We start from the raw sequence: 14,317 nt of genomic DNA on the forward strand, positions 1-14,317 counted from the left end.
TTACATGAAGGCGAAATCGAAACGTTCCTGGTGAATGTTCGGGTCACTGTGCAGGGTGACAGGGACCCCGAAGCTGAATTCGATTTCCCGCAGCACCCGTGATTCAGCGCCCCGCAGCAGGTCGGCAACCGCCGGACTCACCCGCAACGTCACCTCGCTGAACACCTGGCTCGAAGCGGCCTTTTCCTTGGCGAGATGCTTGGCGTCCGACAGAATTTCGTAGCACATCGTCTGCGCCGACTTGATCATGCCGCTGCCGCCACAGTAGTGACACGGCTCACTCAGCATCCGTTCGAGGCTCTGGCGGACCCGCTTGCGTGTAATGGCCACCAGCCCGAAATCATTGAAGGACGTAATCTTGGAAGGCGACCGGTCAGCCTTCATCGCCTGCTCCAGTACCTGCATGACCTTCTGGCGGTTCCGGCGGTCTTCCATGTCAATGAAGTCCAGAACGATGATCCCGCCCAAGTCACGCAACCGGATTTGGCGGACGATTTCTGCCGCGGCTTCCAGATTGGTCCGGGTGATCGTGTCCTCCAGACGGTTCGACTTGCCGACGAATTTGCCCGTGTTCACATCAATGGCCACGAGCGCCTCCGTCTGATTGATGACGATGAAACCACCCGACTTGAGCCAGACCCGTGGTTTGAGGGCGGCTTCGATTTCAGGCTGGATGTTGTATTCCTCGAAAATCGGCCGATTCCGCGTGTAGAGCCGCACCCGGTCCACGAGTTTGGGCTGGAAGCGGTTGATGAAATCCACGATGTTGGTGTATTCGCCCGGATCATCCACCCGAATAACCGAAAAGTCACTCGACATGTGATCGCGCAGCAAACGCTGGACAAGGTCCAGTTCACGGCAGAGCACCGTTCCCGCCCGGGCCTGCTCGGCCCGGCGCCGGATGTCGCGCCACGTGCGGGCCAGGTAGAGCATGTCATCGCACAGGTCCTGCTCCGAACGGCCCTCGCAGGCGGTCCGCACAATGAACCCGCCTGTGACGCCTTCCCGCTCCCGCAACATGGTCATCGTGCGCTTGAGCCGCGCCCGTTCCTGTTCGGTTGAAATCTTACGTGAAACCCCGATGTGGTTGATAGTTGGCAGATACACGAGGTAACGCCCCGGAAGGGACACATACGAAGTAATCCGGGCGCCTTTGAGGCCAATTGGCTCCTTGGCAATCTGGACGATGATTTCCTGCCCTTCGCGCAGCAACTCCGTAATGGCCGGCTGCCGACGTGGCAGGTCAGGGTCGCGACGGTCTTCCCGCGCCGGACGTGCTGCCGGACGCGCCTCCCGTCCAGCGCGGAGATCAGGACGGGACTCAACAGCATTCTGGGCTTCGATGAGGGAAAGCGACTCCGCACTCACCGGAATCTCCCGCACCACCACAGCCGGCTCCCCTGGCGTACCACCGGTGTTGCCGTTTTCAGGCAGCCGGTCGGGATCGGGCCGGTGTGATTCAGCTTCCGGTGTGGCGCTCGGCTCGGCAGTTTCTTCCGGGGTATCACTCCGGTCATCCGACTCAGCGGATTCATCCCCTGGGGTGACGGCCGTGCGTGCACCGCTGCGCCGCCGGCCCCGGCGACCACGCCGTGGCGGGAATTCGGCCTGCGACGGACGTACCTGAAGCTGGGCCGTATCACCCTGTGCCTTTTCTTCGCCGTCTCCGGCCCTGCCTGTTTCCATTTCCTCTTGAGGGCTGGCTTCGCCAATATCCGCTGCTCCGGTTTGCACCGGCATCGCTTCCGCCGGCGTAGCTTCAGTGGTCACAGCATCTGATGTGGCGGATGGCTCAGGAACAGACGTTGTTTCAACCGGCACAGCCAGAAGTGCCGCATCGCCTGTGGCAGACTCGGTCTCTTCCGTGAACGGTTCAGCGCCGGTGGTTAATGGCTCATCGTCATCGGCAATCCGCTCATAGCCCAAGGTCAGCGGTTCAATGGTTGGCGCATCACTGGTCGCGGCTTCAACCGGCTCCGGTGCCGGTTCTTCAGAGGTGGTGGTCAGCTCTTCAATACGGGTTTGGGCGATGATCTTTTGCTGGATGATGGCATCCTTGAGCAGGTCGCCGGCTTCTTCTTCGTAATCATCATCGCGCACGCGCTCAAACTGAACTTCCACCGCCGGCGGCCCTGCTGCCGAAGTCTCGGCGGTGATCAATTCTGCAACTTCGTCTTCGACTTTCCGACTGCGGCGACGTGAGCTTTTTTTCTTTTCCTCACCGATGACCTCCTTGCGCCGGCCGCGCCGTCGTTCACGGGGCGCACCCGGTTCGATGGCTTCCGCCAGCGCCTCCCGCTCGATTTCGAGACGGTCTTCCCCGCTGGCAGCTTCCTCTGCAACCACCCTCTGCCCTGACTCGCCACGGACAGATGAAGCTTCCTGACTTGTTATCGTGTCATCATCACTGACCCGTTCAAACTGCGCCCCGGCAGCCGACCCCAAAAGTGAAGACAGCAGGGGCGTCTCCACCCTGACATCATCCACCGGGCTTTCTCCAGCCGCACCTGCTTCACCGGGAGCTTCCGAGACAGGCGGCACAGCCACCGCTTCTTCCGTGGGCTCCAGATCAACAGCCGTTGCCTCACGAATCCCTGTCACGGCCGGCGGTTCTGTCACTTCAGAACGGTGGTCGCGTCCGCTGCGCCGCCCGTTCGTCTCCCGCCGTGCTGGTTCGGGTTGACGTTCCGGGCGTTCGCTTCGTTCAGCAGGCAACCGGGGAAGGGGTTCCGTTGTGTCGAGGTCTTCTTCGGTTTCCTCGAAAAAGTCCCCGACGTAGAGAAAGGCATCCCGCTCCAGCCCGATGTCCACAAAGGCCGACTGCATTCCGGGGAGAACCTTGCGTACCCTGCCCTTGTAGATGTTGCCCACGACGGCTTTGGATTCATCGGCCCGCTCGATGTAGAATTCGACGACGACACCATTTTCCAGAATCGCAACCCGCTTTTCATAAGCGTTCACGCTGATGATCATTTCCTTGTTCATATTTGGAGCTATTCCTCGATATGTTTCTGCTGTGGCTGGTCAGACACGCAACCAAGGTCGGTGTCATCCTTGACCGTTGGCGCATCATTCTTTTCGCAGCAGCGCCAGCGTGTGTCAGGCCGACCCGCCGGCACACGGCCGGGTCAATGCCGGTGCGCCCCGGAAAGCCACAGGTATGTTTGCGGATAGCGACGAGAACCAGTCAGCGAACAGGGCAAGGAAAGCACGCATCCAGAAGCGCTGGCAGCCAAAACCCGTCATTGTGCCTGGCATCACCAGTCTGGCATCGCCGGTGAAACATCCCAGGCTCACGATAGCCACACCCGGCAACTCTCACCGCTGAAACTCCACCGGCAGCGGGTCAAGCTTTTTTCTTCATCAACCTCGACCGGGGGGGGGAGGATGTCCTAATTCGAGAAGCGCCTTCCGTACACGTTCGCCACCAAACCCAAACTCACGAACGTCATCAACAATGACGAGCCGCCTGCACTCAACAACGGCAACGGTATCCCAATGATGGGAACAAGCCCCACGACCATGCCGAAGTTGACAATGACATGAAACGCCAGAAGCGTCATGTAGCCCGCCAGGACGAGCATTGAAAATCGTTCTCGTGAACGTCCCGCAACGTTGGCAGAGTGTAGTATGACGAAAAGAAGCAGCGCAAGAACACCCAGAGACCCCACCAGTCCAAACTCCTCGGCAATCACCGAGGCAATGAAATCCGAGTGATGGGCCGGAACAAAGCCGCCCTGGCTCTGGGTGCCGCCCCGAAATCCGCGCCCCAGAATCCCCCCTGACCCAACGGCAATCATGGATTGCAGGGTTTGATAGCCAAACCCCTCGCGCGTCTGCCGGTCCTGAAGGCGTTCGGGATGAAAAATGGCGTTCCAGGTGACATTGATTCGGTCCCGCTGGTACTGCTTGAGCCGGGGTTCAACCAGAAACACAAAGAGCAGCGGGCCAAGGATGAGACTGGCAACGGCCGACCCCACCACCCACCGCACCGAAATACCACTCAAAAAGACCATGACGAGCACTGGCGGGAAGAAGGTCAGGGCCGTACCGGTGTCTGGCTGCTGGAGCGTCAGACCGACCGGAATCAGCGTCACGACCGCGACCAGCGCCAACTGCGGCCACGTCACTCCCTGGAGACTGATGGGGCGTAGAATCCGCGCCACGAGCAGGATGGTGCCCAGTTTGGCAAACTCCGAAGGCTGAAGCGTTCCTAACGGCCCGAGCCGAATCCAGCACCGCTGACCATTGATTTTCACCCCGACAATGAGGACGGCAATGAGCAACAGAACTGTGACGGCATAGATGTATGGCGCGGCATCGAAGACCCGCTGAAAGTTCAGGCGTGTCACCCAGAAAAAGACGACATAACCAATGCCGCACCACAGCATCTGCTTGAACCAGAACTTCTGATGCCACTCCGTCGCCTCGCCCGGCGCGGCATCAATGCTGTAGAGCGCCACCAGGCTGACCCCACACAACAGGGTCAGCGCCACGAGCAGGGGCCAATCAAAATCGCGCCAGGGACGTTCCGGCATGTGCCCGCACCTGCTTTCTTGGGACAACCCTCAACGCGCCGTCGTCTGGGGCTGTGTCCTCAGACGTGCCGCCGGACGGACAGCTCCCGCAGCGTCGGCTGACCCGATCTGCACCGGGAGTCCCTTTTTCTTCCTCAACCAGGCTTCAAACACCGCCCGTACATTGGGCGCGGAAACCTTGGCTCCAAAACCGCCGTGCTCGACGAGCGAAATGGCGGCGATTTCCGGTTTATCCCGTGGGCCGAAACCGACGAACCACGAGTGATCGCGCTCTTCGAGCTTGGAGGCTTTGAGTTTGCTGACCACCTGGGCCGTCCCCGTCTTGCCACACATCTCAAAACCGGTTTCCGGGTCACGCAGCGCCGAACCGGAGGCTGTCCCACCGGCATTGACCGCCCCCCACATCCCTTCTATCACGGCCTCCCAGTAGTCATCCGGGAGTTCAATCCGCTTGACCTGATCCTTGAAGGTCACACCAGGGCGTTCCTGCGTGGGACGCGCTTCAAGCAGAAAGTGCGGCGTATGAAACTCTCCCCGCATGGCAATGCCGGCGACCGACCGCAGCATCTGCAGGGGCGTCGGGCGTACCATAGCCTGCCCAATGGAAGCATAAACAGAATCCGCATCGGTCCAGCGGTACTGGGCCGGGGTGGCATTCGGCATCGTGCGCCGCACAGTGGCCGCCTTGAGTTCGAGACTCGGAATGTAGCCCTTGAACTCATTGGGCAGATCAATACCGGTGTACTCTCCGGCGCCCAACTCCGAAGCGTAGGTGCGGAGATTGTCCAGACCGAGCTTGATACCCAGCCGGTAAAACCAGCCATCACAGGACTTGGCAATGGCCGTGGGCAGCGGTGGCATTCCGTGACTGCCCATGCACCGGACATGGCGGCCGCCAACGTTGATCCCTCCACCACACAGCAGGCGGTCCGTCGGCTTGAGCACGCCAGCCCGCATGGCGGCCACAGCCATGATGATTTTCCAGGTCGAACCCGGCGGATAAATGTCCTGGATGGCGCGGTTGCGCAGTGGCTTATGCTTGTCGTTGGCATACCGCGCATAGTCGGCCCGTGAAATACCGGCAGCAAACAGGTTGGGGTCATAGCCCGGCATTGAAGCCAGCGCCAGCATTTCCCCATTGCGCGGGTCCATGACGGCAATGGTTCCATCCAGTTTCAGCGCCTTGAGCCGCTCTTCCGCCACCCGCTGCAAGTCCAGATCGAGCGTGGTCACAATGTCCTGACCGGCAACGGGAGGTACCGTCTCGATTTCACGCACGAAGCGCCCACGCCGATCAACAATAATGCGCCGATACCCATCCCGCCCCATGAGAATACGGTTGTAGAACCGCTCCAACCCGGACTGCCCGACCTTGTCCCCCGGACGACAGTAGTCAAATTCCGGCCGCTTGAGCTGGGCTTCACTGACCTCGGCTACGTAACCCAGAACGTGGCAGGCCAACTCCCCGTGGGGGTACTTCCGCTGAGGACGCAGTTCGACGAGAAACTCCGGGTGTTCATAATCCAGCACAGCAACTTTGGCCCGGTCGGCATCGGTGATGTTGGATTTGACTTCAACCGGACGAATTCTCGCCGCTGGCGAGCGGAGTTGCTGCCGGGCATACTCTGGTGCCACCCCGAACTCCTCCGCCAGAATACGCAGCGTTTCAGCTTCATCCTGAATGTCTTCCCGGTTCACCATCAGGCTGAACGTCGGCCGGCTGTCCACCAGGACATTTCCGTGGCGGTCAAGGATGTTGCCGCGCGGTGCCACGATGGGAATCTTGCGCTCGCGGTTGTTTTCGGCCTGTTTGACATAGTCCTCGTGGTGAACGACCTGCATGCTCCACAGGCGCAGGGCCAGAACAACAAAAGCCGCCACAATGCCGGCCTGAAGCGCCAGCAACCGGAGCCGTGGATTGAAAGAGGGTGGCGGAGCTGAAAAGTGCGGCGTCATGGGGGAGGGACATCAGGAAAACATCCGCAGCGCCGGGTCCCAGGTGCAGAAGGTATGGTCAAAAGGCGCGCGGCGCCAGCGGTTCATCCGTGCTACGGACGGCAATCCACTTACCCAACCAGCGATCACCCAGGGGAAACAGGGCTATCCCCGCCAGACCATTCCCCAGTAGGGCGAACATCCCCACCCGGACGACATCCCGCAACGTCGTTCCGGGCGGCAACATCGAAAAAAAGTACAGGAAAAAGGCAAATAATCCCGTGTTGACGACGGAACACAGCGGCAGCACCAGCAAGCGTGTCGCTTTGCTGTCCAGCGAAAACTTGACACTGACCACGGCCAGCGCGTAGCCGATGAGCATCTTGGTAAAGCCGCTGGCACCATAGAGTACCCCCCACACCAGGTCCTGCAACAGGCCACCGGTCATCCCGACCAGGGCGGCGCGCAGGGCACGCGGCTGCACACCAACGAAGACGGTCAAAATGAGGATGAAATCCACATACTCGAAGAACGGGCCAAGATAGGGCAGGCGGACCAGCATGGTTTGCAGCGCCACCATAAGCAACAGCGCAATGACGACACGCGCCGTCGGCCCAAGCTCCAGCACGATGAAGGTGGTACTAGCGCGGCGCTGGGGAAGTGACTGGCGCATGACGTAGGGGGATAACATGGTGTGCTGACTGACTTCTCAGGAACAATGATTCATTTACTTTTGGATGGCTGCTTGGCTGTGGGCGAGGGGCGCAGGAGGTCTGAAACCGTTACCCGAATGGTCGGAGGGAGAATGGCCACTTCTTCCAGGCGCTCCAGAGGAGCCGCCGGGCGCACCTGGATGCGGTGGAGTCCGGCACCGGAGCCACGTTCGACCGTCTCCACAGTACCGATGATAAGTCCCTTCGGATACACACCGTCGAGACCGCTTGTGAGTACCATCTCGCCTTCGCTGACATCTGTCAGGCCGGAGACATTATCCAACCGGCACAGCGGCTGATTCTGCCCGCGCAGTTCGCCATTCACCCGTGATACGGCCAGGGTCGCACCCAGTCCGGCCTGCCCGTCGGCAATGGTCTGTACCACGGCCACGTTTGGGCCGACGGCCACCACCCGCCCGACCAGCCCCTGGGGCGTGACGACCGGTGCATTGATGAGCACCCCATCCAGCGAGCCTTTGTCGAGCAGGATTTGCCGGAACCACGGAGTGCCGTCGCCACCAATGACATTGGCCACAACCGTCGGCGCCGGCGCAGACTGCTTCAGGGCCAGCAGTTCGCGCAACCGCTGCCCGTCCAACGCCTCGCGCTCGCGCTCCACCAGCAGCCGCCGCAGGCGATCATTTTCGGCCTGCAAACGCTGGTTGGCGGCATAGACCCCGCGTAGGTCCACATATCCCTTCCAGGCGGATACCACCGTTGTGATCACGGCATCAGACGCCTTCTGGAGCGGCTGGAGTACCGTCAGAAGCGCCACCCGCGGCAGGCTTTGTCCGAGGGTACGGGCACGGGCATGGAGGGACATCAGCAGAAACTGCGCCAGAAGCAAACCGGCCACGAGCAAGGCAACCCGGCGCGCCGGGTCGAGCTTCTGCAATGGAGAGGGCAAGTGCAACATCCGGCCCCCAGGCTCAGTTGGCAATCATGTGCTTGGCGTAAGCGCCTCCCAGACTCACCCGTTTGAGCAGCTCAAAGTCACCCAACATCTTGCCGGTGCCAAGCACAACGGACGACAGCGGGTTTTCAGCCAGGGTCACAGGAACGCGCGTTTCCTTCATCAGAAGTTTGTCAAGGCCCTTGAGCAACGCTCCACCACCGGTCAGGACAATCCCCCGGTCGGCAATATCGGCTGAGAGTTCCGGTGGCGTTCGTTCCAGCGCCACCCGCACCGCGTTGACGATGGTAGCAATCGGCTCCGCCATGGCCTCACGCACTTCCTCGTCAGAAATCGTGATCGTTTTGGGAATCCCCTCGATAAGGTCACGTCCGCGAATCTCCATCGTGAGACGCTCTTCCAAACGGTACGCCGACCCCAACTCGATTTTGACCTGCTCGGCCGTCCGTTCGCCGATGAGCAGGTTGTACTTGCGCTTGATGAACTGGGCGATGGCTTCGTCGAGTTCGTTGCCTGCCACCCGCACGGCACGGGAATACACAATGCCGGAAAGCGAAATCACGGCAATGTCGGTTGTACCGCCGCCGATGTCCACAATCATGTTGCCGTATGGTTCGGTGATGGGCAGCCCTGCGCCAATGGCCGCGGCCATGGCTTCCTCGACCAGATACACCTCCGCTGCCCGCGCCCGGTAAGCAGCATCTTCAACCGCCCGCAGTTCAACTTGGGTAATCTCACCCGGCACGCCGATGACCACCCGTGGCGACACCCACGACTTCCCGTTGTGCGCACGCCGGATGAAGTGCTGGAGCATTTTCTCGGTCACTTCAAAATCGGCGATAACGCCATCTTTCATCGGGCGAATCGCCACGATGTTCCCCGGCGTCCGCCCAATCATTTCCTTGGCTTCCTTACCAACGGCCTCAACCTGGTGGGTGATCTTGTTGATGGCGACAATGGATGGCTCACTGACAACAACCCCACGGCCTTTGGCATACACCAGCGTGTTGGCCGTTCCCAGGTCAATCGCCAGGTCATTGGAAAAGTAGTTGAAGATAGAACGCAGTTTCATCAGTTAAACGTATCATTCCCAGCCAACAGGTTCAGAGCGGCCATGACAGCGCGCCCAAGCGCAGCTTTTGGCGAGGCCCACCGGAGGGCCCGACTTCTCAAAACACTGCCCTTGAAAGCTTGTTCACTTTTGAACCATTGTCAAGAAACGCAGCGCCCCAAGTTCGGAATTTTTCCGACTGTCAGCCCTCCAACCAGCCGGGAAGCAGCGGCCCATAGACCACGGTGGGCGAAGCCCATGCGATCTCCCTGGCCAAAGCCTGCCCAGGGGCGGTCAAGCTCAGCGGGTGACAACTTTTTCACCTCGCCGCCCACGAGCGTCTGTAGCGACAATGCGAAATGTTTGGCCGGGCAGAATAATGGAGAACCGCCCATCACCGTCCACAGGGGCAACGCGCCCGTTGATGCGGATTTCCGCCCCCGGTTCGGTTTCTCCTGCAACTTTGTAGATACCAGCCGCAACCCGTGCGACCTGTACCTTCTCTATGTAGATAGGCGTGTCAGATACTCCTGGCTGCCGGGGAACAAACGTCAGGCGGTACTCCTCGCTCCACACGCCAGGACGCCCATCCCGCGCCACGGCCCGCACCCGCCACCAGTACGTGCCGCTCTGCGAGTTGACGTTCCACGTGAACCCAGGCGTAGCAGTATCTTTCTCAAAAACCAGGGCGCGGTCGAGAAAGTATTGAGAGCTGGCAACTTGGAGCTGGTAATAGGGAGCGTCCGTCACCGTCCCCCAGGCAAAGGTCACCGGCAGCGGCTTGCCATACTCCAGTGGGATAATGGAGGCATTTTCCGGCAATGCCGGACGGGGCGGCGACAACAGGGTGTATTCCCCCACTTTCTGATCCCGGTCATACTCCACAGTTGTGTTGGTACGGATACTTTCCGTCACGCCCCGGTCGGTCGTCGAGCGGAGTTCCCCGCGCTCCACACTGACCCGCACCCGCTCGCCCTCCACGTTGACTTCGGCACTGGAGTTCTGCGTTACGCTGAACTTGATATTCTTCGATGCCAGCTCGTTGACATCCTCTGCCGTCTGAATGGTCCCCGTGCTGATATTGACCGTGCCGCCTTCGACCCGGTTGCGCACCACCTGCTGGTCGGTCTTGGCGTTCTTGGCGTTTTCCTGAACCATGACCGTCGAATCCGACTTCATCTTCAGAACGCTGCGGTCAACATACTGGATGACGGCGGCCCCGTCCGAAGCTGTATAAATGACATCACCTGGCTCAAGGATGGTGTTGGGGGTCGCCGGTTCAAGCTGATTGGTCCGTGCCCGCTTGATGTTGACTGTGCCCAGCACCTGAACCAGGCGGGCCCCTTGAGTTTCAAATTGTCCGGCAAGGGCTTCCTGGTGACGTTTCCAGAGATACAACCCGACAATTGCGCCAACAAGCAGTAAAAACCCGGCAATAATTTGGTAAAGCGTCCGGCGGGAGATGAGATACCATTCCACGATCGGACGCTTGAACTTGGTCGAGGCGGCGTTTTTATTGCCCGGTTGGACGTACATTGAACACCGTCCACTTGGTTGACTGAATCCGTTGCCTCGTGCGGCACTGAGAGCGCTCCCACCACACGCTATCGCTATAACACAGCCAACTGTGCAAAATCAAAATGTGCCTGAAACTTGTTATCCTGCCCTGTACTTGGAGTCACTTACACCATGCATTTGTCCATTCACTGCCAGCCCCTGGTACAAACCACCGTTGATGTCCTCCTCGTGCCGGTCTTTACCGAGGATGTCTCCAACTCCGGTTCTCTCAACGAAAGTCTCCCTTCTGTTGGCGAACGTCTGTCGGCCGTGCTGGGTACAGCTGAGATGATGGGCAAATCAGGGCAACTGCTCACCCTGCACCTGACGCCCGGCTTATATGCCACCAGGCTGGTGTTGATGGGCGTCGGCGCGGCCGACAAGCTGACGACCCAGACGATGCGTGAAAGTGTGGCTGCCGCAATTCGCGCCCACGGAATGCAGGGCGCGCGACGTTTTGGTCTGCTTCCACGGTGGGGCGCACTCCCGCCCCAGTCCTTTGTCCAGGCCGCGGTGATCGGCGCTCATCTGGCGACGTTCCCTGTGGATTGTTACCGCACCGAGGACACGCGCCCGGTTCAGGTCGAGACGCTGACGGTTGTAACCGAAACCGCCGATGACGCCATCCACGAGGGTATCCGCCGGGGCAGCATTCTGGGGGAAGCCATCAACTTTGCGCGGTTTCTCGTCAATGAGCCAGCCAACCGGATGACCCCCACCCACCTTGCCCATCACGCCCAGGAAATGGCCAACGACGTGGGCCTGCAAACGGACATCCTCAACGAAGACAAAATGCGCGACCTTGGAATGGAGGCGCTGCTGGCCGTGGCGCGCGGCTCGGTCGAGGAACCACGGCTGATTACCGTACGCTACAGCCCTCCCAACGGCGGCGGACGTGAAACCATCGGTCTCATCGGCAAGGGCATCACCTTCGACACCGGCGGTATCTCGCTCAAACCGGCCGAAAACATGGAAAAGATGAAGTACGACATGGCCGGCGGGGCGGCTGTCCTTGGGGCGATGCGCGCCATTGCCCAGCTCAAGCCCAACCTCAACGTCATTGGCATCGTTCCGAGCTGTGAGAACATGCCTTCCGGCAAAGCCACCCGTCCGGGCGATGTCGTGCGGACCATGCTGGGGAAAACCGTCGAAATTATCAACACGGATGCCGAAGGACGGCTCATTCTGTGCGATGCCATGGCTTATGCGCGCCGGCTGGGTGTCACCTGCATGGTGGACCTGGCGACCCTGACCGGGGCCATTGCCGTTGCGCTGGGACTTCGCTACGCCGGACTGTTCAGCCACCATCCCAACATGGTTGAGGAACTCCAGGCAGCCGCCCGTGCGGCCGATGAACGGGTGTGGCCGCTGCCGCTCGATGACGAGTACCGGGAACTCATCAAAAGCGACATTGCGGACATCAAAAACGTCGGCGGCAAATACGGCGGCAGCATCACGGCGGCCTGGTTTCTGCGGGAATTTGCGGGCGATGTCCCCTGGGCGCACCTCGACATCGCCAACATGGCCTGGAACATGGAAAACAAACCGCATCTTCCCAAAGGGCCGACGGGCTTTGGCGTGGGAACGCTGGTTGAGTTCGTTCTGGCACGCGCCCACGCCGCCAACGGCACTCCCGGCTCATAGCCCGAAGTATCGGGCATAAAAAGCGCGTGCCCGGTCGGGGCTGGAAGTCCCTTTGATGATGGCGCGGCCATCCTGAAACAGCGTGGCTTCCAGCCCCTCGACGGTAAAGCGCAGCACATCGGCGTTATGCCGAACCTCGCCAAGGGGCCGCAGGCGCTCGGCCAAAGGGGCAAAATCGAGCGCGCTGGCGGGCGGGCGCGCCGGACGTACCTGCACGGCCTCACGTCCGCACAGCGTGGCGGCGAACGTCGTTTGTTCGACCGTCAGGAAATCAAACCGCCGGAGCTGGCAGCAGGGACAATCCGCGCGGCGGCGGTTGGGCGACAGGGCCAGCGTCGTCTGCCGCCCGCTCCAGACATCCACCTGCCAGAGGTTGTGCCGACAGGCTGCCGCCTGGCCCGTCAGCAGCTTCAGGGCCTCGACCACCTGGGCAGCCGCCACCGTCTGGATCACCGGCAGAATGACTCCGGCCGTCTCACAGGTTGGCATCAGGGCTGCGTCCGGCGGTTCTTCAAAAACACAGCGCAGGCAGGGCGTTTCACCCGGCCGGATGGTCATCGTCGCCCCCTGGCTGCCGACAGCCGCGCCATAAATCCACGGTTTCCCGTGCTTGACGCAGGCATCGTTGAGGACATAGCGCGTCTCGAAGTTGTCCGTGCCATCGAGGACAACATCGGCCGCGGCCACGAGGGCTTCCACCGTATCCGGCGCGACATCGGCAATGATGCCCTCGACCCTGACGGCGCTGTTGACAGCCCGCAGCCGCTGTTCGGCCGCGCGCGCCTTGGGACGGTGCTCCCGCGCATCAGCTTCATCAAACAGGATTTGCCGGTTGAGATTCGACCACTCGACGAAATCCCGGTCCACGAGACGGACCGTACCGACGCCAGCCCGCACGAGCATGTCGGCCAGCGCACAACCCAATGCACCGCATCCCACGACCAGCGCCCGCCCTTGAGCGAGCCGCGCCTGCCCTTCCGGGCCGATTTCGGCAAACCGTTCCTGGCGGGAGTACCGTTCACGCATCCCGTCCGCCGTCAGCCTTTCCTGAGAAATTTGGCGACGCCAGCGCGGCAATCGGCCGTATGCCGGGCAATGACGTTGACATCGGCGCCGCTGCGCAGCGCGGCTTCAAAGCTGAGGCCGTCCATGTGGTAGAGCAGCCGCTTCGTCAGATGCATGGCCGAGCTGCTTCGGGCTGCGAGCTGTTTGATGTACGCCGCAAAGGCTTCATCAAAGGTATCGCCCGGCAGGACGCGGTTGACCAGTCCCCACTCGTGGGCCTGCCGGGCCGAAAGAATCTCCCCGGTGAGCACCCATTCGAGCGCCCGCTTTTCGCCCAGATTGCGTCGCAGAATGGCCATGACCATGGCCGGGACGAAGCCGATGTTGACTTCGGGATAACCAAACTGCGCCGTTTCCTCTGCCACAATGAGGTCGCAGGCCGAAGCCAGCCCACAGCCGCCCGCCAGCGCCCGTCCCCGGACACGCGCTACAATCGGCTTCGGACAGGCGCGCATGGCGGTGAACAAATGGACAAGGGTTTCCGCATCCCCCAGGTGCTGCATGATGTCCTGCCCGGTCATGGCTTCCAGCGCCGCCAGGTCAGCCCCGGCGCAGAAGTCCTTTCCGGCGCCAGTCACCACCAGAACGCGCACGTCCGGGTCCTGCGCGGCCGATTGCACCGCCGCCCGCAGCCCATTCAGAATGCCGGCATCAAGCGCGTTGCGTTTTTCAGGACGGTTCAGCGTCGCCGTGGCAATTCCGTCGGCAACGTCGTAGAGAAGGCTGTTCGGTGTGTCGCTCATGGTTTCTTCCTTCGGCGCGGCCAAAGGCGGCACCGAATCTCTCCAGAAATGGATGGCTATCCGCCGCAGGGGACTTTCGCTAGATTACCCGCCATTCACCATGCCTTCCAAATTTCCCCACAGTGACTGACGCCCGATGTCCATCCAGCTTTGCTTCC

At 60.9% G+C, this 14,317-nt stretch carries 10 protein-coding genes; 1 reads left to right on the forward strand and 9 read right to left on the reverse strand.

The window, feature by feature from the left end:
• The 7 genes from CABTHER_RS07740 to CABTHER_RS07770 all read right to left on the reverse strand — a co-directional run bounded on the left by CABTHER_RS07740 (position 1) and on the right by CABTHER_RS07770 (position 10,686).
• A complete protein-coding gene (locus CABTHER_RS07740) occupies positions 1 to 2,985 on the reverse strand; it encodes an Rne/Rng family ribonuclease (RefSeq protein ID WP_014100061.1) in 2,985 nt (994 codons plus the stop codon).
• A gap of 407 nt (positions 2,986 to 3,392) precedes the next feature.
• The gene (gene rodA / locus CABTHER_RS07745; protein WP_014100062.1) at positions 3,393 to 4,538 is read right to left on the reverse strand and encodes a rod shape-determining protein RodA; all 1,146 of its coding nucleotides are present in this window, start codon (positions 4,536 to 4,538) and stop codon (positions 3,393 to 3,395) included.
• Between the two features lie 30 nt (positions 4,539 to 4,568).
• Positions 4,569 to 6,494, reverse strand: coding sequence for a penicillin-binding protein 2 (gene mrdA, locus CABTHER_RS07750; protein ID WP_014100063.1), 1,926 nt, complete (start codon positions 6,492 to 6,494; stop codon positions 4,569 to 4,571).
• A gap of 58 nt (positions 6,495 to 6,552) precedes the next feature.
• Positions 6,553 to 7,164, reverse strand: a complete 612-nt coding sequence (locus CABTHER_RS15775; RefSeq protein WP_148263983.1) for a rod shape-determining protein MreD — start codon at positions 7,162 to 7,164, stop codon at positions 6,553 to 6,555.
• A 32-nt stretch (positions 7,165 to 7,196) separates the two neighbouring features.
• On the reverse strand, positions 7,197 to 8,093 hold the full coding sequence (mreC, locus tag CABTHER_RS07760; RefSeq protein WP_187288355.1) for a rod shape-determining protein MreC: 897 nt from the start codon (positions 8,091 to 8,093) through the stop codon (positions 7,197 to 7,199).
• A gap of 22 nt (positions 8,094 to 8,115) precedes the next feature.
• A complete protein-coding gene (locus tag CABTHER_RS07765) occupies positions 8,116 to 9,171 on the reverse strand; it encodes a rod shape-determining protein (protein ID WP_014100066.1) in 1,056 nt (351 codons plus the stop codon).
• A 279-nt stretch (positions 9,172 to 9,450) separates the two neighbouring features.
• Positions 9,451 to 10,686: an Ig-like domain-containing protein gene (locus CABTHER_RS07770; protein WP_014100067.1), complete on the reverse strand. Its 1,236-nt coding sequence runs from the start codon at positions 10,684 to 10,686 to the stop codon at positions 9,451 to 9,453.
• Between the two features lie 153 nt (positions 10,687 to 10,839).
• On the opposite strand from CABTHER_RS07770, the gene CABTHER_RS07775 reads away from it, so the two are divergent.
• Positions 10,840 to 12,351, forward strand: a complete 1,512-nt coding sequence (locus tag CABTHER_RS07775) for a leucyl aminopeptidase (RefSeq protein WP_014100068.1) — start codon at positions 10,840 to 10,842, stop codon at positions 12,349 to 12,351.
• Here CABTHER_RS07775 and CABTHER_RS07780 read toward each other — a convergent pair.
• Together CABTHER_RS07780 and CABTHER_RS07785 are read right to left on the reverse strand one after the other, a co-directional pair.
• Positions 12,346 to 13,377, reverse strand: a complete 1,032-nt coding sequence (locus CABTHER_RS07780) for a ThiF family adenylyltransferase (RefSeq protein WP_014100069.1) — start codon at positions 13,375 to 13,377, stop codon at positions 12,346 to 12,348. The genes CABTHER_RS07775 and CABTHER_RS07780 overlap by 6 nt on opposite strands.
• Positions 13,378 to 13,388: 11 nt before the next feature.
• Positions 13,389 to 14,159, reverse strand: coding sequence for an enoyl-CoA hydratase/isomerase family protein (locus CABTHER_RS07785; RefSeq protein ID WP_148263984.1), 771 nt, complete (start codon positions 14,157 to 14,159; stop codon positions 13,389 to 13,391).
• Positions 14,160 to 14,317 lie beyond the last annotated feature (158 nt).

Source organism: Chloracidobacterium thermophilum B (assembly GCF_000226295.1).
GTDB lineage: Bacteria > Acidobacteriota > Blastocatellia > Chloracidobacteriales > Chloracidobacteriaceae > Chloracidobacterium > Chloracidobacterium thermophilum.

Coding starts and splice junctions, on each gene's coding strand:
- CABTHER_RS07740 (WP_014100061.1), bottom strand. CDS start 2,985: ATGAACAAGGAAATGATCATCAGCGTGAACGCTTATGAAAAGCGGGTT.
- rodA (WP_014100062.1), bottom strand. CDS start 4,538: ATGCCGGAACGTCCCTGGCGCGATTTTGATTGGCCCCTGCTCGTGGCG.
- mrdA (WP_014100063.1), bottom strand. CDS start 6,494: ATGACGCCGCACTTTTCAGCTCCGCCACCCTCTTTCAATCCACGGCTC.
- CABTHER_RS15775 (WP_148263983.1), bottom strand. CDS start 7,164: ATGTTATCCCCCTACGTCATGCGCCAGTCACTTCCCCAGCGCCGCGCT.
- CABTHER_RS07765 (WP_014100066.1), bottom strand. CDS start 9,171: ATGAAACTGCGTTCTATCTTCAACTACTTTTCCAATGACCTGGCGATT.
- CABTHER_RS07770 (WP_014100067.1), bottom strand. CDS start 10,686: ATGTACGTCCAACCGGGCAATAAAAACGCCGCCTCGACCAAGTTCAAG.
- CABTHER_RS07775 (WP_014100068.1), top strand. CDS start 10,840: ATGCATTTGTCCATTCACTGCCAGCCCCTGGTACAAACCACCGTTGAT.
- CABTHER_RS07780 (WP_014100069.1), bottom strand. CDS start 13,377: ATGCGTGAACGGTACTCCCGCCAGGAACGGTTTGCCGAAATCGGCCCG.
- CABTHER_RS07785 (WP_148263984.1), bottom strand. CDS start 14,159: ATGAGCGACACACCGAACAGCCTTCTCTACGACGTTGCCGACGGAATT.